Origin of the sequence: Chryseobacterium sp. AG844 (genome assembly GCF_003182335.1) — a bacterium.
Classification (GTDB): Bacteria; Bacteroidota; Bacteroidia; order Flavobacteriales; family Weeksellaceae; genus Chryseobacterium; species Chryseobacterium cupriresistens.
The window spans coordinates 429,622-453,675 of sequence record NZ_QGTV01000001.1 but is presented as its reverse complement, the minus strand read 5'-3'; the positions used below and the strand labels follow the sequence as shown (position 1 = coordinate 453,675).

General features: G+C 37.0%; 22 protein-coding genes. 13 read left to right on the top strand and 9 right to left on the bottom strand.

Features of this window, described 5'->3' with window-relative positions; all coding sequences use genetic code 11:
- Window position 1 precedes the first annotated feature (1 nt).
- The 4 genes from DEU40_RS01980 to DEU40_RS01965 all read left to right on the top strand — a co-directional run bounded on the left by DEU40_RS01980 (window position 2) and on the right by DEU40_RS01965 (window position 2,912).
- Window positions 2-508, top strand: a complete 507-nt coding sequence (locus tag DEU40_RS01980; protein ID WP_110008281.1) for a DUF1573 domain-containing protein — start codon at window positions 2-4, stop codon at window positions 506-508.
- Between the two features lie 10 nt (window positions 509-518).
- The gene (gene yajC / locus DEU40_RS01975; RefSeq protein WP_002976292.1) at window positions 519-878 is read left to right on the top strand and encodes a preprotein translocase subunit YajC; all 360 of its coding nucleotides are present in this window, start codon (window positions 519-521) and stop codon (window positions 876-878) included.
- 184 nt (window positions 879-1,062) lie between these two features.
- Window positions 1,063-1,797, top strand: a complete 735-nt coding sequence (locus DEU40_RS01970; RefSeq protein ID WP_110008280.1) for an SDR family NAD(P)-dependent oxidoreductase — start codon at window positions 1,063-1,065, stop codon at window positions 1,795-1,797.
- A gap of 269 nt (window positions 1,798-2,066) precedes the next feature.
- Window positions 2,067-2,912 carry a mechanosensitive ion channel family protein gene (locus DEU40_RS01965; RefSeq protein WP_110008279.1) on the top strand — a complete coding sequence of 282 codons (846 nt, stop codon included), beginning with the start codon at window positions 2,067-2,069 and terminating at the stop codon, window positions 2,910-2,912.
- A gap of 55 nt (window positions 2,913-2,967) precedes the next feature.
- Here the strand turns inward: DEU40_RS01965 and ligD are convergent, their stop codons facing one another.
- From ligD to DEU40_RS01950, 3 genes are all read right to left on the bottom strand, one after another.
- A complete protein-coding gene (ligD, locus tag DEU40_RS01960; RefSeq protein ID WP_110008278.1) occupies window positions 2,968-4,839 on the bottom strand; it encodes a DNA ligase D in 1,872 nt (623 codons plus the stop codon).
- Window positions 4,840-4,910: 71 nt separating this feature from the next.
- A complete protein-coding gene (locus DEU40_RS01955; protein WP_110008277.1) occupies window positions 4,911-5,516 on the bottom strand; it encodes a DNA polymerase ligase N-terminal domain-containing protein in 606 nt (201 codons plus the stop codon).
- Window positions 5,516-6,301 (bottom strand): Ku protein, encoded by a 786-nt coding sequence (locus DEU40_RS01950; RefSeq protein ID WP_110008276.1) that lies wholly within the window; start codon window positions 6,299-6,301, stop codon window positions 5,516-5,518. The genes DEU40_RS01955 and DEU40_RS01950 overlap by 1 nt, the downstream gene beginning before the upstream one ends.
- Window positions 6,302-6,447: 146 nt before the next feature.
- Between DEU40_RS01950 and DEU40_RS01945 the strand changes: the two genes are divergently transcribed.
- On the top strand, window positions 6,448-7,017 hold the full coding sequence (locus DEU40_RS01945; RefSeq protein WP_110008275.1) for a Crp/Fnr family transcriptional regulator: 570 nt from the start codon (window positions 6,448-6,450) through the stop codon (window positions 7,015-7,017).
- A gap of 171 nt (window positions 7,018-7,188) precedes the next feature.
- A complete protein-coding gene (locus tag DEU40_RS01940) occupies window positions 7,189-8,466 on the top strand; it encodes an adenylosuccinate synthase (protein ID WP_110008274.1) in 1,278 nt (425 codons plus the stop codon).
- A gap of 84 nt (window positions 8,467-8,550) precedes the next feature.
- On the opposite strand, the gene DEU40_RS01935 is transcribed toward DEU40_RS01940, so the two are convergent.
- The 3 genes from DEU40_RS01935 to DEU40_RS01925 all read right to left on the bottom strand — a co-directional run bounded on the left by DEU40_RS01935 (window position 8,551) and on the right by DEU40_RS01925 (window position 12,651).
- Window positions 8,551-9,882, bottom strand: coding sequence for a M12 family metallopeptidase (locus DEU40_RS01935; protein WP_110008273.1), 1,332 nt, complete (start codon window positions 9,880-9,882; stop codon window positions 8,551-8,553).
- Window positions 9,883-10,395: 513 nt separating this feature from the next.
- Window positions 10,396-12,150, bottom strand: a complete 1,755-nt coding sequence (gene aspS / locus DEU40_RS01930) for an aspartate--tRNA ligase (protein WP_110008272.1) — start codon at window positions 12,148-12,150, stop codon at window positions 10,396-10,398.
- A gap of 138 nt (window positions 12,151-12,288) precedes the next feature.
- A complete protein-coding gene (locus DEU40_RS01925) occupies window positions 12,289-12,651 on the bottom strand; it encodes an ankyrin repeat domain-containing protein (RefSeq protein ID WP_137905203.1) in 363 nt (120 codons plus the stop codon).
- Between the two features lie 112 nt (window positions 12,652-12,763).
- Here DEU40_RS01925 and DEU40_RS01920 point away from each other — a divergent pair, with 112 nt between their 5' ends.
- Together DEU40_RS01920 and DEU40_RS01915 are read left to right on the top strand one after the other, a co-directional pair.
- Window positions 12,764-14,158: an MATE family efflux transporter gene (locus DEU40_RS01920; protein WP_110008270.1), complete on the top strand. Its 1,395-nt coding sequence runs from the start codon at window positions 12,764-12,766 to the stop codon at window positions 14,156-14,158.
- A gap of 120 nt (window positions 14,159-14,278) precedes the next feature.
- A complete protein-coding gene (locus DEU40_RS01915; RefSeq protein ID WP_065119703.1) occupies window positions 14,279-14,398 on the top strand; it encodes a 30S ribosomal protein THX in 120 nt (39 codons plus the stop codon).
- Between the two features lie 57 nt (window positions 14,399-14,455).
- Here the strand turns inward: DEU40_RS01915 and DEU40_RS01910 are convergent, their stop codons facing one another.
- The 3 genes from DEU40_RS01910 to DEU40_RS01900 all read right to left on the bottom strand — a co-directional run bounded on the left by DEU40_RS01910 (window position 14,456) and on the right by DEU40_RS01900 (window position 16,966).
- A complete protein-coding gene (locus tag DEU40_RS01910; protein ID WP_110008269.1) occupies window positions 14,456-15,115 on the bottom strand; it encodes a DUF937 domain-containing protein in 660 nt (219 codons plus the stop codon).
- A gap of 80 nt (window positions 15,116-15,195) precedes the next feature.
- Window positions 15,196-16,455 (bottom strand): protein O-mannosyl-transferase family, encoded by a 1,260-nt coding sequence (locus DEU40_RS01905; protein WP_110008268.1) that lies wholly within the window; start codon window positions 16,453-16,455, stop codon window positions 15,196-15,198.
- A 1-nt stretch (window position 16,456) separates the two neighbouring features.
- Entirely contained in the window at window positions 16,457-16,966 is a 510-nt protein-coding gene (locus DEU40_RS01900) for a DUF2480 family protein (RefSeq protein WP_110008267.1), read from the bottom strand.
- A 78-nt stretch (window positions 16,967-17,044) separates the two neighbouring features.
- Between DEU40_RS01900 and lpxB the strand changes: the two genes are divergently transcribed.
- The 5 genes from lpxB to DEU40_RS01875 all read left to right on the top strand — a co-directional run bounded on the left by lpxB (window position 17,045) and on the right by DEU40_RS01875 (window position 24,032).
- Window positions 17,045-18,148 carry a lipid-A-disaccharide synthase gene (gene lpxB / locus DEU40_RS01895; RefSeq protein ID WP_110008266.1) on the top strand — a complete coding sequence of 368 codons (1,104 nt, stop codon included), beginning with the start codon at window positions 17,045-17,047 and terminating at the stop codon, window positions 18,146-18,148.
- Between the two features lie 42 nt (window positions 18,149-18,190).
- Complete coding sequence (locus DEU40_RS01890) at window positions 18,191-19,282, top strand: glycoside hydrolase family 99 protein (protein WP_110008265.1); 1,092 nt, start codon at window positions 18,191-18,193, stop codon at window positions 19,280-19,282.
- 141 nt (window positions 19,283-19,423) lie between these two features.
- A complete protein-coding gene (locus tag DEU40_RS01885) occupies window positions 19,424-21,196 on the top strand; it encodes a ComEC/Rec2 family competence protein (protein WP_110008264.1) in 1,773 nt (590 codons plus the stop codon).
- A gap of 145 nt (window positions 21,197-21,341) precedes the next feature.
- Window positions 21,342-22,004: a succinate dehydrogenase cytochrome b subunit gene (locus DEU40_RS01880; protein ID WP_110008263.1), complete on the top strand. Its 663-nt coding sequence runs from the start codon at window positions 21,342-21,344 to the stop codon at window positions 22,002-22,004.
- A 15-nt stretch (window positions 22,005-22,019) separates the two neighbouring features.
- Complete coding sequence (locus DEU40_RS01875) at window positions 22,020-24,032, top strand: fumarate reductase/succinate dehydrogenase flavoprotein subunit (protein ID WP_110008262.1); 2,013 nt, start codon at window positions 22,020-22,022, stop codon at window positions 24,030-24,032.
- Window positions 24,033-24,054 lie beyond the last annotated feature (22 nt).

The following is a 24,054-nucleotide window of genomic DNA, read 5'->3' as shown; positions in this document are numbered from 1 at the left end:
AATGAAAAAGACGTTATCAATTATCGCCTTGTCAATTATAGGCTTTGGGTTAGTTTCATGTAAAAAAGAAAGCAAAGAAACTCAAAGTGCTGAAACTGCAACTACTGATTCTGCAGCTGTTGCGGCTCCGGTAACCACTGATTCTACAGCAGCAGCTGTAACCGGTGAAACGGCAGCTCCGGTTTCCAACGAACCATCTACTTCTGTAGCTTTATCTGAAAACAGCTTTGATTTTGGTAAAATTAAAAAAGGAGATAAAGTAGAGCATGTATATGAAATTACCAATACAGGGAAAAATCCATTAATTATTTCTGAAGTGAAGCCAGGATGCGGATGTACAGCTCCTGATTTTACAAAAGAGCCAATCATGCCGGGTAAAAAAGGAAAAGTTACTTTGCACTTTGATTCTTCAAGCTTCGACGGAAATGTTCAAAAGTATGCTGACGTTTTTGCAAACGTAGAAAAATCGCCAATCAGATTAACGTTCACTGCGAACATTCAACCATAATATTTAAAATATGTTGACATTATTTTTACAGGCACAGCCACAAGGATCTTCATCAATGATGCTGATTATGATGGGTGTGATGTTTGTAGGGTTTTACTTCCTGATGATCAGACCTCAGATGAGAAAACAGAAGCAGGAAAAAAACTTTCAGGAAAACCTTAAGGTAGGAACAAGAGTAGTTCTTACATCGGGTCTTCACGGAAGAATTGCTCAGGTTCAGGATGATGGTTTTGTAATCGAAACATTATCCGGAAAACTGAAATTCGAAAAAGCTGCGGTTTCAAGAGAAATGACGGAAGCGCGCTTTGGAGCAAAATCTGCTGATAAGGCAGATGACAAAAAAGAAACAGCAACTGAAGAAAAAAAATAATTCAGTCTGAAAATAGTAAGCTGCGGCGGGTGAACAAAGTTCACCCGCCGCAGCTTTTTTATAAGATTAAAATCTTATAAGTCGTATTTGCTTCCTATATTTTTAATATGTCTGGCGGCTTTTGTATCTAATTGTGAAAGTAATGAATGCGATTAGTGTTTAATAAAAAAATTATCTTTGCCTTATGAATCAAAACACAAACAAAACCGTTCTTATTCTTGGCGCAAATTCAGATGTAGCGAAACAATGCATGATACTATATGTTGAAAAAGGATTCTCAGTTATTGCTGCTTCCCGAAATACAACATCTTTGGATCATTTCGTTGATTCAAACAATCTTGACCGCTCAAAAGTTTCTGTTTTGTATTTTGATGCTGCTGATTTTGGTTCTCATCATCAGTTTTATTACAATCTTTCTGTAAAGCCTCATATTGTAGTCTATGCTGCAGGTTTTTTAGTAGACAACCAACAAGCTCTCACTGATTTCAAGGGAGCAAAGCAAATGATGGAGGTCAATTATATGGGAGGTGTGTCTATTCTGAGTATTATTGCAATGGATAAAAGCAATACGAACCTGGAAAGAATAATTGGTCTTTCATCCTTGTCAGGGGTAAGAGGGAGAAAAAGCAATTTTGTCTACGGAAGTACAAAGGCTGCATTTACACAGTTTCTGGCAGGACTGAGACAGGAATTAGCTTCCCGTAAAATCATCGTGAATGCTTTGGTTATCGGGTATATCAGAACAAAAATCAATGAAGGATTGGAACTGAATCAATCCCTGATCATGGAACCGGATTATGTGGCGAAATTTATTGTCGGTGCAAGAAACTCTTTTACCATTGTTCCAAATTTTAAATGGAAAATGATTTATCATATTCTTAGACTTTTGCCGGAAAGCCTGGTTGCGAAATTACCTTAAGGAATTTTCATTAATATTATTTTTCTCTAATAGCAGACAGTTCGGTATCGTTTTTGTAATTCTATGTCCCAAAAATTATTTCTTCCTGCAAGATTCAGTTTCTGAATGATTATTGAATAAAGCTGAAACATTCTTTTTCTGCTGTCAATCTATTTCAAGGATAAATATGATTCACCTTCGCTCAGGTAGGGAAGGGTAGAATTCTTTTTTCAAATCCTGCAGAAGATATCAATGCTGTATTGATATAAATAGTAACACATAGTATAAAAATGGACGATTTAGAATTGAACAAGATTCAACAACACTGGGACACCTTAATTTCTTCAGCAATTTCATGGGCACCGAGGATTTTTACTGCAATCATTTCTGCATTATTAATTTACCTGATTGGCTCATGGATGATCAGAATGATCAAAAAGCTGGTTGAAAAAGCTTTCAAAAAACGAAATATGGAAGCTTCACTGCAGCACTTTCTTTTAAATATTATCAACTGGGGATTGAATATTCTTTTGTTTATTGTTGTTGTAACGCAGCTTGGAGTACAGACTTCTGCATTTGTTGCCATGATTGGTGCCGCAGGACTGGCAGTAGGTTTAGCCTTACAGGGATCCTTAACGAATTTCGCAGGTGGAATTTTAATTTTATTATTAAAACCTTTTAAAATTGGAGATTTTATTTCTACCAGTTCAGGTGTGTCAGGAACTGTACAGGCTATTGATATTTTTCATACAAAACTGGTTACACCACAAAACCAACTGATTGTTATTCCTAATGGGGTAATCTCAAATAATAGCATTACCAATTTTACCCAGCTGGGAACAAGAAGAACATCATTGGATATCGGAGTTGCTTATGATGCGGATCTTAGACAGACCAAGGATATTCTAATGGAAGTTATTAAAAATAATCAATATGCTCTTGAAACACCTGTGCCCCAGGTAGTAGTAACAGAGCTTGGAGACAGTGCTGTCAATGTATCGGTAAGAGTAAGCACTTCCACTGAAAACTTCTGGACAATGAATGAAGAATTAATCATCGGTTGTAAAGAAGCACTCGATAAAGCAGGAATCGGAATTCCTTTTCCTCAAAGGGATGTGCATATTTACAATCAATAATTATATTTAATTTTTTTAAAGAAACTCCTGCGTTATATTATGTGGGAGTTTTATTTTATTCCATATTCTGCAGCAGCTCCAAAGCCTTCATCATATCGATTCCTTTACCCAAAACCGGTTTAAACAAATCTCCTTTCTCCTTAATTCTGTCAAGGGCATTGTTAATAGTAAAATCTGTTGGTTTCACACCAGGCTTCAACTCATCCCAATCCAAAGGCATGGAAACTGAAGCTCCGGGTTTTGGCCTCAGACTGTATGCACTTGCCAGAGTCTGCCCTGTTCTGTTTTGCAGGTAATCAAGGTAAATTTTTTTGTTATCCCTTTTTTGAAGACTCCTTTCCAACGTGGTAATCTTGGGCAGTTTTTCATTCACCTGTTTCATGAGGATATGAGCGAAATCTTTTACCTGGTCAAAATCATATTTACCACCCATCGGAATATAAATGTGAATTCCTGTACTCCCCGAGGTTTTGCAGTAACCTTTTATTTTAATTGATTTTAAAACTTCATTCACCTGAAGTGCCGTTTCAATCACCTCATCGAATGTATTTTTTGAAGAAGGATCAAGGTCTAAAACAAGATAATCAGGATGCTCAAGATGAGGTAACGAACTGTTCCATGGATTGAGGTCTATACAGCCTAAATTATTCAGATAGGCTAATGTTGCTTTGTCATTACAATAAATATAATCAATGTATTTATCGTTCGACTCGGAATAGACCTGGGTGGTTTTTATCCAGTCCGGAACATGATCTCCAGCATCTTTCTGATAAAAGCTTTGCTCTTCAATTCCATTGGGAAAACGGTTCAGAGAAAGCGGACGATTTTTTAAGTAAGGTAAAATATACCGGGCTACGGATTGATAATATTCAATAACATCTCCTTTCGTAATTTCATCTTTAGGAAAATAGACTTTATCCTGATTGGTAAGCTTTACAGAATGCTTGTCTAAGGTAACCTCTTTTTCTTTCTCAGAAACTTTTGTCTTTTTTGGTGAAGCTTTCGTATTCATATCTTTAGATTTTTCGGTGAAGGATGGATCTTTAGTATCTTCCGGGCTTTTGTCATCCCTGATTGTGATAAAAACCGGATGTCTGAAGATTCCGTCCTTGGTAATTTCAGAATATTTGATTTCACATACCAGCTCAGGTTTTACCCACGTTACCGGCATATTGGTCTTCGGAGCTGTTTCGAATGGAGCTGACTTTACAATTATTTTCTGAAGTCTCTCATACACTTCTTTCAAAGAAGCCGTATTGAAACCTGTTCCTGTATGACCACAGTAAGTAAGCTGCCCATCGATAAATTTTCCTAATATCAACGCTCCGAAGCTTTCCCGGGATCCTCTGGGTTCCGTAAAACCACAAATAATGACCTCTTCTGTATTGGAAAATTTGATTTTAAGCCAATCGGTGGTTCTGTGATTTTCAACATACAGGCTGTCTGCCCTTTTTGCGATCATCCCTTCCAGTTCCATTTCTTTCATTTGCGCAAAAAACTCAATGCCCTTTTCAGGAATATGATCGCAATACTTGATCCTTTCCGTTTCTGTTAAAGCTTCTTTTAAAAGTTCTTTTCGTTGAATTAAGGGAAGATCTTCCGTAGAATGACCATTGAGCCATAGAATATCAAAAACCTGATAGGTAAGGGCGGCACCAGGGTTATCCCCGATTTGTTGCAAAAGCTGAAAATCAGGCCTTCCCTGTTCGTTATAGACCACAACTTCGCCATCCAGGATCATGCTGTGTTTTTGTTGTTCGAAATCCTGAGCAATTTTGTCAAATTTTGATAAAAAGGAAATTCCATTCCGGGAATAGAAAAGCGGAGTATCATAGCTGAGATCTGCAATAGCTCTGTAGCCATCCCATTTTATTTCAAAGATCCAGTCTTTATCATTGAAAGGTTCCTCTGAAAGTTTAGCCAGCATTGGTTTAATGAAAGACTTGAGCTTTTTTTCATTCGTTAGAGAATTGAAGTTTCTAAAAGGGTTTTGAGAAGTTACGACTTCTTTTTTTCTTTTAATTTTAGGCTTTTTTTTTCCTCTAAAAATTGGGTAACCAGAGATTTTGGTGAAGTGTTTTCTTCAGCATCGTAAGGACTTTCTGCAAATTTGTCCTTATGTTTAATAAGCAACCATGAGTTGTCATCATTATTTTTCATTTTAACCAGAGCAAATTCACCTTTCAGCTTTTTGCCATGCAAAATGAATTTTAAAGAACCGGCATGAAGTTCCTTCAGAAGTTCTTTTTCATCAGAAAGTTTTGAATTCTCCTCCAAAGGTTCATAGGTTCCGCTGTCCCATACTTCCACTTGTCCGGCACCATAATTTCCTTCCGGGATGTTTCCTTCAAAATCTTTATAATCGTAAGGATGATCTTCTACCATCATGGCAAGACGTTTGTCTTTTGGGTCCAAAGACGGGCCTTTCGGAACAGCCCAGCTCTTCAGTACACCTTCCATTTCAAGCCGGAAGTCATAATGAAGTCTGGAGGCTGCATGCCTCTGAATCACAAAAATCAGTTTGTCTTTGCTTTTCTTTGTTTTTCCTTCAGGTTCGCTGGTTTCATCGAACTTTCTTTTGTTATGATAATCTTTGAGAGCCATTACGATGCGGATTTGGATTTAGAGGTATTCAGGCTGGCTTTTAATTGGGCCATAAGGTCAATCACTTTACCTTCTTTTGCAGGCTGCGCTTTTTGGGCTTTTACGTTTTTGCCTTTTGCTTTCTGCTTGATGATCTTCATCAGCTCATCAGAATAGGTATCTTTATACATTGCGGGATCAAATTCCTGAGAAAGCTGTTCAATAAGGCTGACAGCCATTTTCAGCTCTGCAGGTTTCGGAGCTTTTTGGGCAGGGATTTTTAAATCTGAATAGTCTCTTATTTCCTGATCAAATCTCAGGCGGTTAAGAACCAGTATGTCGTCATTGTAAGGACGGATCATCCCAATAGCAGCGCTTTCGCGGAGTACGAAAGTTCCTATTCCTACCATGGATGTTTTTTCAAGAGCTTTTAATAAAAGTCTGTAGGCATTTTCACCATTTTTCTGAGGTTCCAGATAATAAGGAGTCTCAAAATACATACTGTCTACCTCTACTTCCTTTACAAACTGGTCAATAGAAAGGATTTTTGTTTTTTCCGGGCTTGCAGCCTCGTAATCTTCTTCATCAAGAACGATATATTTGTCATCCATGAGATAACCTTTAACAATGTTTTCCCATTTTACTTCTTTTCCTGTATTTTCATTTACTCGCTTGAACCGGATGTTTGAAAAATCAGATTTGTCGAGCATATCGAGATCCAGTTTTGTGGTTTCCGTTGCGGAATAAATTTTTACAGGAATGTTGACTAATCCGAAGCCAATTGCGCCGTTCCAGATTGCTTTCATTGTCTTACGTTTTTAAAAATCAAGCAATTAATATGCCGACAGAAGCCCGTGTGGTACCTTTCATGGACTTTGTTGCCAAATGACAATTGTTTTTATCTCCGACTTTTATATCTTTATCTTTCCGCAATCCGTGGTTATATCAAAATATGGAAGAGCTTTTTACTTATATCAAAAAATTCGGAACACTGAATCCTCAGGACGAGCTGCTGATTGCTGAAGGAATTCAGGAAATGACAGTAAAAAAAGGAGAGCCTTTTATAGAAGCCGGGAAAGTAAGTCAGAGAATTGCCTTTGTGAAGGAAGGGGTTTTCCGGTCTTTGTATTACAACAAGCAAGGTGACGATTTCACACGGTATTTTATTTACGAAGGGCGATTTATCGGAGATTTTCAGGGCTTTACGGATCAACTGCCCGCGCATGAAGATATTGAAGCGATTACCGATGCTGTATTACTGGTGATTGACCGTGAACATTTTAAAATTCTGGAAGAGAAAATCACAGTATGGCCGATTCTGTTTGCAAGGATCCACGCCTTTGTTGTAGAGAATAAACTGAAGGTGGCAAGTATCATGCTGAACCAGGATGCTAAATCCCGTTATATTCATTTTTTAAATCATTATCCTGGCCTTGCCAACAGGGTTCCGCAGTCTATGCTGGCGTCTTATTTAGGTGTTACGCCGTCTTCACTGAGCAGGATCAGGAGAAATATTGTCTAGAATTATTATTGATAAATGATAATTGATAGATGATCTTAATGAGCGTGCAGGGGCAATAGAGTTTGTCGATTTTTCAAACTTCAAACATTTCATAAATCTCTTTTTGTCAAATGACAATGGTCTTTCCTGCTGACTGCCATAGCTTTGCTTCATAAAATTTAAAGTACGAATATGGATATTGTATTAGGACTACAATGGGGAGATGAAGGAAAGGGAAAGTTTATTGATCTGATCAGTGAAAATTACGACATTACAGCTCGTTTTAACGGCGGATCTAATGCTGGGCACAGCATTGAAAGAAATGGGCGCAGAATAACGCTTAAAATGATTCCTTCGGGAATCTTTATGAAAGAAGTACAGAATGTGATTGGTACGGGAACTGTTATTGATCCTGTAAGTTTTAAAAAAGAAATTCTGAATCTTCAGGTATTTGATAAAACCATTCAGCCGGAAAACAATATCATTATTTCCAAAAAAGCACACCTGGTAATGCCAACGCATAAGCTTCTGGATATTTTCATGGAAGAAAGTCGTGAGTATACTACGATCGGGACTACAAAGAATGGGATTGCCCAGGCGTATTCAAACAAAATATTAAGACAGAACCTGAGAGCAGGAGATATATTTTCATCAGATTTTCAAAGCAGGGCACAGCATATTCTGGATAGAGATTACAGAATGCTGGAAGAAGGAGGAATGATTGTTTTGCCTGCTTTAGAAGAAATCAGTAAAGAGTTTTTTGATGCGGTGGAATTCCTTAAAAAATTCAATTGTACAGAAACTGAAATTTATATTAACAAAGCTTTATCTGAAGGTAAAAAAGTATTGGCAGAAGGATCTCAGGCAGCAATGCTGGATATTGATCATGGTACGTACCCGTATGTAACGTCTTCCTCAACGACAGCATCAGGCGCGAGTAGCGGTTTAGGTGTGTCACCGAAAAAGATCGGTGATATTTACGGAATAGCGAAAGCGTATTGCACCCGTGTGGGAAATGGTATATTTCCAACGGAACTTTTAGATGAATTTGGAGATGATCTCAGAATGAAAGGAAATGAATTTGGTTCCAACACAGGCCGGCCAAGAAGAATAGGATGGCTTGATCTGCCTGCTTTAAAATATGCGGTAATGATCAACGGAGTTACCCAGCTGGTTCTGACAAAAGCAGATGTTTTGAGCGGATTAAAATCTGTAGTAATCTGTACCCATTATGAACTGGAAGATGGAAAAACAGTGGATGTTTCAGGTTTACTTCCTGAAAACGGAAAACCTGTATTGAAGTGGATGAATGGCTGGGATGCTGATTTCTCAGTTATGAGAAGCCCTTCAGAGCTGCCAAAAGAAGTGAATGAGTTTCTATCATTTCTGGAAGCAGAATTGGGAATTCCTGTAGCGTATCTGTCGACAGGGCCGGGAAGGGAGCAGATGTTGAAATTGATCAGCAAATAGTTTTATGCCAGGCAATATATATTGATCTTATAAACAGTAGAGGTTAGAAAATATTTTCTAACCTCTTTATTGTATGGAAAAAACTTAGTTAACTTTTGTAAGTGTAAAGCGCTGCTTTGTAGAAGGCTGAACCGTTTGATCTGTAGTGCCGATTACAATAGGGGTAAGATTGGTTGTTAAGCCATCTTTTACCTCTAATCTCAATGCCGGAGCATTTTTGGGAGCAAATCCAAAGCCATTATTTCCTAAGTTGAATAATAACCATTTCTGAGAATCGGCATTAACATTGGTTCTTAATTCAACAGCCGTTCCATTCGTTGTTCCGTTACCTCTTACGGTTAGCACCTTTGAAGGATCCAGTATAGATTTGATGATATAATACCCATGATCTGATTTACTGAAAGTAAACCTCTGATTATTTCCTGTGGAAGCTGAATACAAAATTATACTGGTGCCATCTGTAGTGGAACTTCCGGTAATATCTACATTTTTATTATTCGCTAAAGCTGTTGTCATCGTATAAGTACCGTTGATGGCAGAACTGGCATTAACAGGACCATATAAATGATTGATTCCGGCATAATCACCGGCAGACAGTCCTGTCCTTTGCTTGGTAAAAGTGGATCCGTCCAGCTTAGTCATTACAGGCTGGCTTGGGTTTATAGCAAAGTCTGTAGACTGATACATCATGACTGAACCGAAATCAAAAGCTCCATATCCTGCGTAATCATTGTAAATATTAAAGTTATGGCGGCTCCCTTCTACGGCTTTGTTAACATCTACAATAATGTACTGATCTCTGTCCGGGCGGCACTGCTCGTGCATGATTCCCATAGAATGCATTATTTCGTGAGCGATAATGGCGGGATACGTGATATTATAAATCTTAATACCGTTAACTCTGTTTTTCTGCCATCCAAGTGGAGAGCTGTTGGAAGTTGTATAAGTAAAGGTGATGTATTCTGTTTGATTGGTACGTTGAACAAACTGCATAGTGGTTTGAGACGAGATCATCTCAAACGCTTTGCTGATATTGGTAAGGAACGTATTATAATTCTGAGTGCTCATAGTTCCCTGGCTGGGTAATGTATAATAGACTGTGGCATTCGGCCACGTCTTAATAAATGAGCTTACAATAGTACTTTTTTGAGCTGTGGATATTTCTGAATTAGCCAGGCTTTTTAATTTATTAAACTGCTCGGTACTGATTGTTATATCATCTGCATAGAAATATTCGCCATTGACTTCATTAATATAGGTGTATTTTCCGTCAATTAATAATTTGTGAATCTTCGCATTGTCTTGTTTAGTCGTTGTAAGGTCGATTGAATCTGTTTGTGGATTTTCAATATCCGATCTACATGAATTCAGGGCCAGAACAAGGCATCCTGATAATAGTAATAGTTTGCTTTTCATATTATTTAATATTTGTTTGGTGATCAAGGTTTAAAATATGAACAGCTATATTATTATCATACGCATGAGATTATAAAAATACATCAACTCCTAAGTTTTGATTAAGTCTTCATTATAATTCAGCTGTGTAACGTAAATATATTAATAAAAATCATATTTACATATAACATAATATAATGATTGATTTGTTGTTTTTTTTATTTGAAAAATGTATTTATTTCGTTGATTCAATTGGTTTGATTTAATTTTTACTATTAAATTATGAATTAAGTTATTTCATGAATGTTTGATATAGTATGTAAAAATGCATATTTTACCAGTGTAAAGTTTGTTTTGCTACTAAATTGATAAATTATAGTAAAATTTGTAATGTTTTTTGATTCTAAATAATATTACTTGATTAAGATTTGTTTTTCAAAATAGTATTGTCAGTATAAAATATCAGGAAGCTCAAAGTGAACTTAAGGCTGTATGGGAATATAAAAAAAGCGGGATGAAAATCCCGCTTTACATTTATGCTTTTAAGTTCAATTGTAATTCCAGTTCGTCGAGCTGTGCATCTGCAATAGAAGCAGGTGCATCAATCATTACATCTCGTCCTGAATTGTTCTTAGGGAAAGCGATGTAATCTCTGATCACTTCATTTCCGTCAAGAATAGCTACCAGACGGTCAAATCCGAATGCTAAACCTCCGTGTGGTGGTGCTCCGTATTTGAAGGCATTCATAAGGAATCCGAACTGAGCTTCTGCTTCTTCTCTGGTAAATCCTAATAAATCAAACATTTTAGACTGAAGATCTCTGTCAAAAATTCTGATAGATCCTCCACCGATTTCGTTTCCGTTCAGAACCATATCATAAGCGTTAGCTCTTGCTTTACCAGGATCAGTTTCCAGTAAGTGGATATCCTCTGGCTTCGGAGAGGTGAACGGGTGGTGCATTGCATGGTATCTTCCGGTATCTTCATCCCATTCCAATAGCGGAAAGTCTACTACCCAAAGTGGAGCAAACTCATTTCCTTTTCTTAATCCCAAACGGTTTCCAAGTTCCATTCTTAATGCTGAAAGCTGAGCTCTTACTTTATTTTCGTTTCCGGAAAGAATCAACATCAAGTCACCTTCTTTTGCCCCGAATTTTTCGATGATTTTTGCTAAATCTTCCTCGTTGTAGAATTTGTTTACCGATGAGGTTTTTACACCATCATTCTGGAATTTTGCCCAAACCATTCCTGAAGCACCAATTTGAGGACGTTTAACCCAATCCACAAGTTCATCAATCTGCTTTCTTGTATAGTCTGCACATCCTTCTACATTAATTCCTACTACTAATTCTGCATCATCAAATATTTTGAAATCTTTTCCTTTTACCAGTTCATTCAATTCTACGAACTCCATTCCGAAACGGATATCCGGCTTGTCATTTCCGTATTTTCTCATCGCATCTGCGAAAGTCATTCTTGGGAAATCTCCGAATTCCTGACCGGTAATGTCTTTTAAAAGAGTTTTAGTCATTCCTTCAAATACATTCATGACATCTTCCTGCTCTACGAAAGCCATTTCGCAGTCGATCTGTGTAAATTCCGGCTGTCTGTCTGCTCTTAAATCCTCATCACGGAAACATTTTACAATCTGGAAATATTTATCCATTCCACCTACCATCAAAAGCTGTTTGAAAGTCTGTGGTGATTGTGGCAACGCATAAAACTGCCCCGGGTTCATTCTGCTTGGTACCACAAAGTCTCTTGCACCTTCCGGAGTAGATTTGATCAAAACAGGGGTTTCCACTTCAATGAAACCTTCGTCAGATAAATAATTTCTTACTTTCTGTGCCATTTTGTGGCGGAAGATCAGTTTATCTTTTACCGGATTTCTTCTGATATCCAGATAGCGGTATTTCATTCTTAATTCCTCACCACCATCCGTTTCATCCTCAATGGTGAAGGGAGGAAGCTGAGAATCGTTCAGAATTGTCAGTTTCTCTACCAGAATTTCGATTTCCCCGGTTGGAATATTAGGGTTTTTGCTTACTCTTTCAATAACTCTTCCGGTAGCCTGAATCACAAATTCACGGCCCAGTTTTTTAGCTTCTTCCATCAATTGTGCAGAAGAACGGTCCTGGTCAAAAACCAGCTGGGTAATTCCGTAACGATCCCGAAGATCTACCCAAATCATAAATCCTTTATCACGGATAGTCTGTACCCATCCTGATAGTGTAACTTCTTCATTCAGATTTTTCAGAGATAGCTCTCCGTTGGTGTGTGATCGAAACATAATTATTTGTTTAAAGTTCAATGTTTAAGGTCCAGTTCCGGACCTTGAATTTTTCGTTGGCAAAGATAAGATTTTTGCAGGTTTTATAAATAAAAAAAACTCCCTTTCGGAAGTTTCATATATTGTTTTTAGATATTTTTAAATTCTATTACCACCTTTTGCGATCAGAATTCTCTTTACTTCTTCACTGCCTTTTGTTTCATCAGCTACTTCAAGAGGTGTTTTGTTCTGACATTTTTTATTCACATTAGCCTTATTGTCCAAAAGGAAGTTGATAATATTCTTTCTGTCAGACATTACACTGAAGCCAAGGGGTGAATAAAGTATATCTCCCACAAGGAAACATTTGTTGTAATCTCCCGGAGCAAACTGTTTTTTAAATGTTGCTATATCATCAGAATAAATGGCTTTCATCTTTTCCTGAGTCATCTTCTGGGCAGATAACATACTGCCAGACAGTAACATTCCAAATAGAAAGATAGTAGAGATTATTTTTTTCATAAGGATAATTTTTAAGAATATACAAATCTAAATTAAATTTTATTACCAATTGCTAAGTTTTTCTAATAATTGGATTTGTATTTTTGGAATTACATAAATTATTAATTGTGAAATGACACGATATATTGAATTTTTGAAAAAAGCATTCAGCGGTGAAGAGACCGATTTTACGAAAGTGAATATTAGAAGTGCTGTCCTGCTTTTAGCCATTCCCATGATGCTGGAAATGGCAATGGAATCCGTATTTGCTCTTGTGGATCTTTATTTTGTCGGCCATCTGAAAGAAAGCGGTTTTGCGATTCAAACGGTAGGGCTTACCGAATCTGTACTTTCCATAATGTATTCTATTGCGATTGGGATGAGTATGGCGGCAACAGCATTGGTAGCAAGACGAATTGGTGAGAAAAACCCGGAACAGGCTTCCAGAAGTGCTGCGCAGGTATTGCTGGTTTCTTTTGCGGTTACTTTTGTTTTAAGCTTACTGGGAGTCATCTATGCAGAAGAAATCCTGATCCTGATGGGCTCAAAACCAGAGGCAGCAGCTTATGGGAAGAATTTTACCAGAATTATGATGGGAAGCAGTACGATCATTATGCTTTTATTTTTAATTAATGGGATTTTCAGAGGAGCCGGAAATGCTATGATTGCTATGAAAAGTTTATGGATCGCGAATATTGCGAATATCATTCTCTGTCCGATTCTGATAAAAGGATTGGGACCTGTACCTGCTTTGGGGCTTACGGGAGCTGCTTTGGCAACAACAATCGGACGTAGTATTGGGGTAATTTATCAGCTGTACCATCTTTTGGTCGCGGATACTCAGATCCGTATTCTGATTTCTTATTTTAAACCGAATTACGGATTAATCAAATCTATTATAAAAATTGCAACTCCCGGCATTTTTCAGTTTGTCATTGCTTCGTGCAGCTGGATTTTTCTTGCAGAACTGGTAGCAACTACAGGAGGAGAGAATGCATCGGCAGGTTATCAGACCGCTTTAAGACTGATGATGTTCTTTATGCTTCCGGCCTGGGGTTTGAGTAATGCTGCCTCTACATTGGTAGGACAGAATATGGGAGCGAATGAAATGTTGAGAGCGGAACAGTCGGTGATGAAAACCGTGAAATATAATGTCATCTTTATGCTGATCGTAAGTCTGATCTTTCTTTTTATGGGGAATTTTTTAGTAGGCTTTTTTACTCAGGAAATGGCGATTAAAGATTTTGCTAAAAATGCCCTTCAGATTATGAGTATAGGATTTATTTTCTATGGAATCGGGATGGTGATGATCAACGCATTCAATGGAGCTGGTGATACATGGACTCCTACATGGGTTAATCTTTTCGGTTTCTGGCTGTTTCAGATTCCGCTGGCCTATTTTTTATCAAAATATCTTGATATGGGGCCAAAAGGAGTTTTTATATCAATTCCAGCCGCAGAAACATTGATTACCATTGTTGCCTTTATCTTATTTAAAAAAGGAAAATGGAAGACAATAAAAGTGTAGAAAGCGTGGGTGATGGAGTTCTACAGCTTCCCTCCCTAATTTATAAAACTTTAACAGCTTCATTAATTGGATTTTAGTATTGTATTTTCTAAATTCGTAGAACAACAAATACATAATACTATGGGAAAAGGAGACAAAAAATCAAGAAGAGGAAAAATTAATTCCGGAAGTTATGGTAAAAGAAGACCTAAAAAAGCCTCAAAATCTTTTGCAGCTTCTGAAGAAAAATCTAAAAAGTAATCAAAATAAAAAGACCGAAGATCATACCTCCGGTCTTTTTTATGAAAATTAAATTAATTATTTACCACCTAAAATATTGCCAAGGATGCTGCCTAGTCCGCCGCCGCCTTGTTGTTGGTTTCCTCCGCCACCCAACACATTTCCCAGTATATCGTTCAGAGGATTTCCTGATGATTGAGATTGTCCTCCACCTCCCAAAACACTTCCAAGAATGTCATTCAAAGGATTAGACTGCTGGGATTGAGCCTGATTGGAAGCGTTTCCAAGAATTCCTCCTAAAAGATCTCCCAAGCCGCCTGCTCCTATATTACTCTGTTGTTTCTGCTGTCCGATATAGCCCATAACTACAGGTGCCAGCATCGCAAGGATAGGACCAATTTTGTCTATTGAAATTCCTGTATTCTGTGATAATTGGTTTTCAACAGTACTTTTTTGCCCACCAAAGATATGATCAAGGATCGATCCGCCTTCAGCCTGTCTTGCCTCAATTTGTGAAGCATCATTTAAAATACTGCCGTTATGGTCCTTATCTAAAGCATTATTTAAAGCTTCCGCTTCTTTAGCATCCTGAGATTTATTTCTAAGATAAGAAATAATAAGAGGTGCAGCAACGGCTAATAGGGCAATTACCTGATTTTTGCTGATTCCGAATTTGTTCTCAGCCTGTTCAGCAACCTGATTGCCGGTGTTCCCTGTAAGAAGGTCAATTAAACTCATTTTTGTGTTTATTTAGTATTAAGTAAACCAAAGTTATCAAAAAATATGCCTCAGAAAATAACCGGCTTTCACAAATATTGTTAAAGTTTTCTGATCTGCTCTTCTGTATGCCCTCTGCTTTTTAACAGCTTTATATATTCTGCTGCACTAGCGGTCATCCATTCAATGGGTTCCGGTGCCTGTTTTTTATCAATGGTGAACTCCAGAATACCTACATTGTTATTCATCCAAGGAAGTACATAATAAGAGAGTCCGCCTTTATACTCCTTAAATGAATGAAATTCTTTTCCTTTCTCAGTTAAAAAAATGACTTTATACAGTAGAAGATATCCTACAGGAATCAATAGGCAGACCCATGAAAATTTTCTAAGATGGGCATATTTGACAGAAGAAAGACCGTAGCCGATAGACAAAGCAAAAATGACATTGAAAGGCAGAAAGAAAACGTAATTGTCTGATACCGCATAAAACGTTGAAAACCCATATACACATACGGCCCCCGCAGCAAAAACAAAAAACATTTTTCTGTTGGTTTTGTACAGAGACAGGATACCTGCGATACCAAAAAATATAAACAGATTGAAATTATAAATAAGATATACGAAAGATTGAAAGAAATCCTTTATGTATTGAATGATGTCTTTTTTCAGGGAGTCTTCTACCCAAGTTCCCTGGTCAGAACTATAAGGAGATTTGAAAGGAAGTCCCTGGGAAATATTCAAGATGAATAAAGAACCGAATAGCAGAATAAAAATCAATAATGAAGCGGCTGCATATTTTTTTTCATTTCTGAAATAAAATAAAAAGATCAGTAAAGCAGGAATCAGAAGGATATTCTGAATATGTACCCATAAGCTTACCCCTAGAAATAAACTGCTTAACAGAATATAGACTCTCTTGTTTTCCGTAAAACTTTTGATAACCGAAAAGAAAAAAAGGCTTACCCAAAGCGAATTATAAGTATATACTTCCACGATTTCCGCATTTCTCCAAAAGGTAAAACTGAAGCCGAATACAAAAGCAGCTGTAATAGATGCCCATTCTGTTTTTGAAATACTTTTCACCGTAAGATAAATGACAGAAACTGTGGCTGCTCCTGAAAAAACTACTAAAAACCTGCTTGCTTCAATAGCGTTGATGCCTGCGAGATTTTTAATGAAAATAACAGTATTAATATATAAAAAGTGACTGGTTGCGGTAGCGGTTGTTTCCCATATGCCTTTTTCTGCACTCAGCACAAATCCTACACAGTCAGCAAAAGGAATTTTTGAAAAACTCCCGCAATAATAGATACCAAGAAAAATAATAAATAAAAATACGGCTGATAAAGATTTGTTCATATTAGTTCTTTACAATAGGAACATTAGAACAGGCTTCTCCGAACATCAGGGATTTTACTATTGGCTTTAATTGTTCTACCAATTCAATATAAGCATTTTCAGGAATTTCTTTATCTGAACATCCTTTTACAAGGACTCTCTTTCCTCTCATTTCCTCAAAATCATGAGTCTGGATGGCGTTATGCATTAAAATAACTTCCAGGTCTTCACGACTTCCAAAAACTATTTTCTTAGCTACATCTGTAAGTTTTGCAGTTAAAACAAAATAAGCCCAAAGAGGAATAATGGTATCTACAGAATTGTAGATGTATATATAAGTATCTTTATATTGTTCCGTATCGATTGCATCTACCTTTTCACGAAAATCCTTTTCTTTAAGGATCATTTCCTGAAAAAGGAAATCTTTAAGGTCAATACCTTTTCTTTCCCCTTTTGGCAGTAAAGTGGTAAGGTCAAAATTGATAAGGCCGCTTTCTGCAACTTTATTCCGGATTTCAAATTCTTCTGACATTTTTTATCATTATCTTTGAACAAATTTACGAATTAAGATCATATCTGTCTTAATTTGTTCTCTATCCTTACTATAGAAATGAAATATTATATTATTGCAGGAGAAGCTTCCGGTGATTTGCATGGAAGCAACCTGATGAAAGCCTTAAAACACAAGGATCCCCAAGCGGAATTCAGATTTTGGGGTGGCGACCTGATGAAAGCTCAGGGAGGAACTCTGGTAAAACATTACCGTGACCTTGCTTTTATGGGATTTCTGGAAGTGGTGATGAACCTCCGTACTATTCTGAATAATATCAAATTCTGTAAAGAGGATATTCAGAAAAACAGACCTGACGTCCTGATTCTGGTAGATTATCCGGGATTCAATCTGAGAATTGCAAGATTTGCCAAAGAGTTGGGAATTAAAGTTGTTTATTATATTTCTCCGCAGCTTTGGGCGTGGAAAGAAGGCCGCGTAGAAATTATCAAAAAGTATGTGGATGAAATGATGGTGATTCTTCCTTTTGAAGAAGATTTTTACAGAAAACACGGCGTTCACTCTCATTTTGTAGGTCATCCTTTGCTGGATGCTATTTCGGATCTGCAGGAAATCAGTATTGAAAAATTCAAGTCAGAGCATGGATTGAACGAAAAAGAAATCATAGCATTGCTGCCCGGTTCCAGAGAACAGGAGGTGGAAAAAATGCTTGAAATCATGCTTTCCGTAAGATCGCATTTTAAAAATTACCAGTTTGTCATTGCCGGGGCGCCAAGTTTACCAAAAGAATTTTATCAGAAATATGTAGATGATAATGTTCATTTTGTTTCCAATAAAACTTATGATCTGCTAAGATGCTCAAAGGCAGCTCTTGTGACTTCCGGAACTGCAACGCTGGAAACAGCTTTGCTGAATATCCCTGAAGTGGTTTGCTATCGTGGAAGTAAAATTTCTTACGCCATTGCTAAAAGATTGGTGAAAAATATCAATTATATTTCTCTGGTTAATCTGATTATGGACAGAGAAGTCGTAAAAGAATTGATTCAGAATGATCTGAATACTAAAAATCTGGTAGAAGAACTGAATAAAATCATAGCTGGAGAGAAAAGAGAACAGGTTCTGAATGACTATAACCTTCTTAGAGAAAAGCTAGGTGGAAAAGGCGCAAGTGAGCATGCTGCTGAGGTAATATTGAAAGTATAGTATTTATCAAATGCTTTTGAGAATTTAATCTACATTGTAACTATGAATTATTTTAGCCGTTTTCTCCTATTATTAACGTTTACATTATTTTTCTCAAACAGTTTTGCCCAGCAGAACGATAAAAGAGATAAAATCCAGATATTTTATTACGGCTGGTACGGAAATCCTGCAACGGACGGAAGTTATCAGCACTGGAATCATGAGATCCTTCCTCACTGGAGCAATCCGAAATGGAATAATCTGGGCCATCACACGGGAGGAGATGATATTGGTGCTAATTTTTACCCGGCGCTTGGAAATTATAGCTCGAATGACACAAAAATCATAGAGCAGCACATGAAAATGATCAAAGACTCCGGGGTGGGAGTGGTGGTGGTAAGCTGGCTGGGAAAAGATTCGTTCACGGATAAAAGTCTTATCAAATATCTGGATATTGCAGATCGCTTTGATTTAAAAATTGCCTTTCATATTGAGCCGTTCTATAAAAATACATCAGAATTAAAAGAACAGCTTTCTTATCTGGTAAAAACCTACTCTCATCATCATGCTTTCTATAAAAAAGAAGGGAAGCCTTTGTTTTATGTCTATGACAGTTATAAAATCCCCAAAGAAGAATGGATGAAAATATTATCCAAAAATGGCGAGGGAACAGTTAGAAACACAGATTTAGATGCACTTTATATCGGGCTTTGGGTGGAGAAAGATGATGCTAAATTCTTTAATAAATCTGGTTTTGACGGTTTCTACACTTATTTTGCCAGTGAAGGGTTTGTGTATGGAAGTACAGCAGACAACTGGGATTTTATGGCCAAATTTGCTAAAGATCATCATCTGATTTTTATTCCGTGTGTAGGTCCTGGTTATTCCGATACAAGAATCCGCCCATGGAATGAAGCTAATTTCAAAAGCAGAGATAACGGAAAATATTATGAGAAGTTGTTTGATGCAGCTATTAGGGTAAAACCGGAATTTATTGGAATTACATCATTCAATGAATGGCATGAAGGAACACAAATAGAGCCTGCTGTTCCTAAAAAAGCAGGTGATTTCAAATATGAAGATTACGGTAAAGATCCTTTATTTTATATCAAAGAAACGAAGCGTTTGACGGATAAATTTCTGAAAAAGAAATAATATACTTTCAAACTTAATTTTTAAAACAAAAAATAAAGCGTTCTGTTGACATTTTTGATGAAGACAAAGCACTTATTTAGTTCTTTAAGAGTTTATAAATTCTCCTTTAATCACTTATTTTAAAAGGATAATTAATGGAAATTGAACAAGCAGCCTCTTCTTATTCTGGCAGTATGTTTTATTCTTGGAATTCTTTTTCAGGATAAAATAGCATTGGCAGAATATTTTATTGATGGGGTTGCTGTAACTTGTTTGGTTCTGCTTGTTGTAATCTGCTTTCATTCTTATTTTCTACATAAAACCAAAACTGTTTTACTGATGCTCCTATTGTTTGGAGGAGGCATTATTCTTCATTTTTATAATACCTCTTTGTCAGACGATAAGCTTCTGATAAAGAAACATGAAACAGTTACATTTAAGATCTCTCAGAAATTAAATTCTTCTGAAAAGTATAGAAAATATGAAGGCGTAATACAGGCAGAAGGAACCTGTTTCAATTCAATTTTTTATATTCCAAAAGACAGGAAAGAACTGGATTTTATTCACTACTACAAAACTGAGGCTTATATTACGCAACCTCAGGCGCCAACACATGATTTTCAGTTCGATTATGCCCAATACCTGAAAAGGAAGCATATTCATTACCAGATTTATATTTCAGAAGGAATTGTTTCTGCGGAACGGAATGATTTAACATGGGCAGACCGGCTTAAACAATACAGGTTTGAGGTTCTTAGAAAAATAGATAAGACAGCAATTTCAGAAAAAACTAAAGAATTTCTAAAAGCTATTATTCTGGCCGATAGAACAGAGATTGATGCTGGCACCGTCAGAGATTTCAATAGATCAGGAATGGTTCATTTTCTGGCCATTTCCGGAACTCATATTGTGGTTGTTTTTGGGATATTCTATTTTTTTCTGATTCGTTTTACTGTTTTACAGCTCAGAAAATATGCGGTTATTCTCAGTTTGATTTTCATCTGGGTGTTTGCCGCTTTTATCGGATTGGGTAATTCAGTATTGCGGTCCTGTATCATGTTGAGTGTTTATTTTATTTTCGTTTTGCTCCAGCGGAAACCGGATCTTCTTCATTCACTTGCTTTATCTGCTTTTTTTATTCTGATTGGAGATACCCAGCAGCTTTTTGATGTGGGTTTTCAGCTTAGCTTTCTGGCTGTTTTGGGAATTTACTGGTTGAATCAGCCATTGCTGAAATGCTTTCCAAAACAGAATAGTGATATCGAAAAACTTTTGTATAACACCATTACAATTTGTCTATCAGCACAGCTGGCAACACTTCCTCTGGTGCTCTGTTATTTTCATCAGTTTTCATTTATATCAATTATTGCCAATGTTGTTATTGTTCCTTTTTCTGAGATCATCATTGTCTTTTCATTTGTAATGACCGGTCTTATTTCTTTGGGAATTGATTTTGATCTTATAAACAGTGTGTATGATGAAGTTATTCAGGTTCTGCTGAAGATGATCCACTGGTTTGCTGAGGTTGATTTTCTTTTCTTTGAAAATATTCCAATGAGTGGGATAGAAGTGATTTCTGCATCTGTGTTTGTATATTGGTTAAGGCCGGCTATTCTGAAATTCAATGTGAAAAATAGGATGAGCTTGGTGATGGCAGTTTTACTCTTTCTGATGATAAGAAGCGGAATCACGGCTTTTGAAAATCAGAAAGAAGAGATATTGGTTCATCGTTTTAATAAAAGCTGGATTTTTTCAGTAAAAAATGGTAGCAGAGTATGTTTCTGGATTCCGGATATGAAAAATAAGACGAAGATTTTACAGTATATAGTCAACCCATATTGTGCTTCCAGAAGAGTAGATCGTTTTGAAATAAAAACCTTCTCACCCTCCATTCAAAAAGTAGTTTTCAGAGATAAGACTTATGATCTGAAATAACGGTTCTGAATTTAGCCATTTTCCTGTATTTATAACGGATGAAAATCTTATTTAGAAAGATTACAAACTGTCTATTTGTGAGATTTCTCACTTTTCGATATTGTTAAACTTTCTTAATTTTGTGGAAATTCAAATTTAAACTTATATGGCAGGTTTAACGAGTTCTACGATAGGTAGAAAATACGCTATGGCATTATCAGCTCTGTTTTTGCTGATTTTTCTTATACTGCATTTGACAACCAATTTGTTATCAGTTCTAAACAAAGATGCATTCAATACAGCATCCGACTTTATGGGCTATAATCCTTTTGTGCAGTTCTTAATGCAGCCTATTCTTGGTTTTGCAGTAATTTTCCATTTTATAATGGGATTTGTGCTTGAGATCAAGAATAATAAAGCGCGTCCGGTAAAGTATGCAGCAAACAACGCATCAGTGAATTCTTCATGGATGTCCAGAAATATGATTATTTCAGGAGCTGTTATTTTAGCTTTCTTGGCGCTTCACTTATATGATTTCTGGTTACACGAAATGAATTACAAGTATGTAGAAGGATTGACTCCTGATGCAGAACGTTTCTGGCCTGAGCTTCATGAAAAGTTTGCTGATCTTTGGAGAGTGGCTTTATATGTAATCTCTTTTGTTTTGTTAGGGTTACACTTAGCTCACGGATTCCAGTCTTCATTCCAGTCTATCGGTGCCAGACATCCAAAATATACGCCGGTGATCAAAGCTTTCGGGAAATGGTATTCAATTCTTATTCCTGCAGGATTCATCATCGTAGCAGTTTTCCATTTTATAACTCAATAATATCAATATACTAATATGAGTAAATTAGATTCAAGAATTCCAGCGGGTCCTCTTAAAGACAAGTGGAAAAATCATAAAGACCATATGAACCTTGTTGCACCAAACAACAGAGATAAAATTGATATTATTGTTGTAGGTACAGGTTTGGCAGGAGGTTCTGCTGCAGCTACATTAGCTGAGCAAGGATACAACGTAAAAGCATTCTGCTATCAGGATTCTCCAAGAAGAGCTCACTCGATTGCAGCTCAGGGAGGGATCAACGCAGCTAAGAATTACCAGGGAGATGGTGACTCTACTTACAGATTATTCTACGATACCATCAAAGGTGGTGACTATAGAGCAAGAGAAGCTAACGTTTACAGATTAGCTGAAGTTTCTGCAAATATTATTGACCAGTGTGTTTCCCAGGGGGTTCCTTTCGGAAGAGATTACGGTGGCCAGTTGGATAACCGTTCATTTGGTGGGGTTCAGGTAAAAAGAACTTTCTACGCAAAAGGACAAACCGGACAGCAGTTATTATTAGGTGCTTATTCTGCAATGAGCCGTCAGATCGGTAAAGGAAGAATCAAGATGTACAACCGTCATGAGATGTTGGATCTTGTTATTGTTGACGGAAAAGCAAGAGGAATTATTGCAAGAAACCTTGTAACAGGAGAAATTGAAAGACACTCTGCTCACGCAGTGGTAATTGCTTCAGGAGGATACGGAAACGTATATTTCCTTTCTACCAACGCAATGGGATCTAACGTTTCAGCTGCGTGGAAAATCCATAAGAAAGGAGCTTACTTCGCAAACCCATGCTACGTACAGATTCACCCTACTTGTATCCCAGTTCACGGAACACAGCAGTCTAAACTGACTTTGATGTCTGAATCATTAAGAAACTCAGGAAGAATCTGGGTTCCTAAGAAAATTGAAGATTCAGTAGCGATCAGAGAAGGCAAATTAAGACCTGAAAATATTAAAGAAGAAGATAGAGATTATTATCTGGAAAGAAGATATCCTGCATTCGGTAACCTTGTACCTAGAGACGTAGCTTCCAGAGCTGCTAAGGAAAGATGTGATGCCGGATACGGAATTGAAAATAATGATACTAAAGAAGGTGTTTACCTTGATTTCTCTACAGAGATCATGAAAAAAGGTAAAGAAGCCGCTATCGAAAAACATATTCATAATCCTACAGATCAGCAGATCTATGATCTTGGTAAAAAGTGGGTTGAGGAGAAGTATGGTAACTTATTCGTAATGTACGAAAAAATTACAGCTGATGATCCTTACAAAACTCCAATGAAGATCTATCCTGCTGTTCACTATACAATGGGTGGTGTATGGGTTGATTATAACCTTCAATCTACGATCCCTGGATGTTTCGTAATCGGTGAGGCTAACTTCTCAGATCACGGGGCAAACAGATTAGGTGCGTCTGCATTGATGCAGGGGCTTGCTGACGGATATTTTGTACTTCCTTACACGATTGCAGATTACCTTTCTGCAGATATCAGAACAGGAACTATTCCTACCAATTCAGCACCATTTGACGAGGCTGAAAAAGGAATTAAAGAGAAAATTAATTTCTTCTTAAACAATAAAGGAACTCACTCTGTAGACTATTTCCACAAGCAGTTAGGAAACATTATGTGGAATAAGGTAGGAATGGGAAGAACTCCTGAAGGGTTAAGAGAAGCGATTAAGGAAATTGAAGAAGTAAGAAACAACTTCTGGAAAAACGTAAAAGTTCCGGGAGAAGGAGAAGGAATGAACACTGAGCTTGAGAAAGCATTCAGAGTAGCAGACTTCCTTGAGCTTGGACAATTAATGGCTATCGATGCACTACACAGAAACGAATCTTGTGGTGGACATTTCCGTGAAGACCATTCAACTCCGGATGGAGAAGCGGAAAGAGATGACGTAAACTACAAATACGTCGGAGCTTGGGAATATCAGGGAGACGATATCAACGCGGAAGTGTTGCATAAAGAAGAACTGATCTACGAGAACATCGAGGTTAAAACTAGAAGTTATAAATAATCTCCAACCTATAAATATAACA

Bases quoted from the DNA above. Each gene is read 5' to 3' on its own strand.
- DEU40_RS01980 (WP_110008281.1), top strand. From the start codon at position 2: ATGAAAAAGACGTTATCAATTATCGCCTTGTCAATTATAGGCTTTGGG.
- yajC (WP_002976292.1), top strand. From the start codon at position 519: ATGTTGACATTATTTTTACAGGCACAGCCACAAGGATCTTCATCAATG.
- DEU40_RS01970 (WP_110008280.1), top strand. From the start codon at position 1,063: ATGAATCAAAACACAAACAAAACCGTTCTTATTCTTGGCGCAAATTCA.
- DEU40_RS01965 (WP_110008279.1), top strand. From the start codon at position 2,067: ATGGACGATTTAGAATTGAACAAGATTCAACAACACTGGGACACCTTA.
- ligD (WP_110008278.1), bottom strand. From the start codon at position 4,839: ATGCTGGCTAAACTTTCAGAGGAACCTTTCAATGATAAAGACTGGATC.
- DEU40_RS01955 (WP_110008277.1), bottom strand. From the start codon at position 5,516: ATGGCTCTCAAAGATTATCATAACAAAAGAAAGTTCGATGAAACCAGC.
- DEU40_RS01950 (WP_110008276.1), bottom strand. From the start codon at position 6,301: ATGAAAGCAATCTGGAACGGCGCAATTGGCTTCGGATTAGTCAACATT.
- DEU40_RS01945 (WP_110008275.1), top strand. From the start codon at position 6,448: ATGGAAGAGCTTTTTACTTATATCAAAAAATTCGGAACACTGAATCCT.
- DEU40_RS01940 (WP_110008274.1), top strand. From the start codon at position 7,189: ATGGATATTGTATTAGGACTACAATGGGGAGATGAAGGAAAGGGAAAG.
- DEU40_RS01935 (WP_110008273.1), bottom strand. From the start codon at position 9,882: ATGAAAAGCAAACTATTACTATTATCAGGATGCCTTGTTCTGGCCCTG.
- aspS (WP_110008272.1), bottom strand. From the start codon at position 12,150: ATGTTTCGATCACACACCAACGGAGAGCTATCTCTGAAAAATCTGAAT.
- DEU40_RS01925 (WP_137905203.1), bottom strand. From the start codon at position 12,651: ATGAAAAAAATAATCTCTACTATCTTTCTATTTGGAATGTTACTGTCT.
- DEU40_RS01920 (WP_110008270.1), top strand. From the start codon at position 12,764: ATGACACGATATATTGAATTTTTGAAAAAAGCATTCAGCGGTGAAGAG.
- DEU40_RS01915 (WP_065119703.1), top strand. From the start codon at position 14,279: ATGGGAAAAGGAGACAAAAAATCAAGAAGAGGAAAAATTAATTCCGGA.
- DEU40_RS01910 (WP_110008269.1), bottom strand. From the start codon at position 15,115: ATGAGTTTAATTGACCTTCTTACAGGGAACACCGGCAATCAGGTTGCT.
- DEU40_RS01905 (WP_110008268.1), bottom strand. From the start codon at position 16,455: ATGAACAAATCTTTATCAGCCGTATTTTTATTTATTATTTTTCTTGGT.
- DEU40_RS01900 (WP_110008267.1), bottom strand. From the start codon at position 16,966: ATGTCAGAAGAATTTGAAATCCGGAATAAAGTTGCAGAAAGCGGCCTT.
- lpxB (WP_110008266.1), top strand. From the start codon at position 17,045: ATGAAATATTATATTATTGCAGGAGAAGCTTCCGGTGATTTGCATGGA.
- DEU40_RS01890 (WP_110008265.1), top strand. From the start codon at position 18,191: ATGAATTATTTTAGCCGTTTTCTCCTATTATTAACGTTTACATTATTT.
- DEU40_RS01880 (WP_110008263.1), top strand. From the start codon at position 21,342: ATGGCAGGTTTAACGAGTTCTACGATAGGTAGAAAATACGCTATGGCA.
- DEU40_RS01875 (WP_110008262.1), top strand. From the start codon at position 22,020: ATGAGTAAATTAGATTCAAGAATTCCAGCGGGTCCTCTTAAAGACAAG.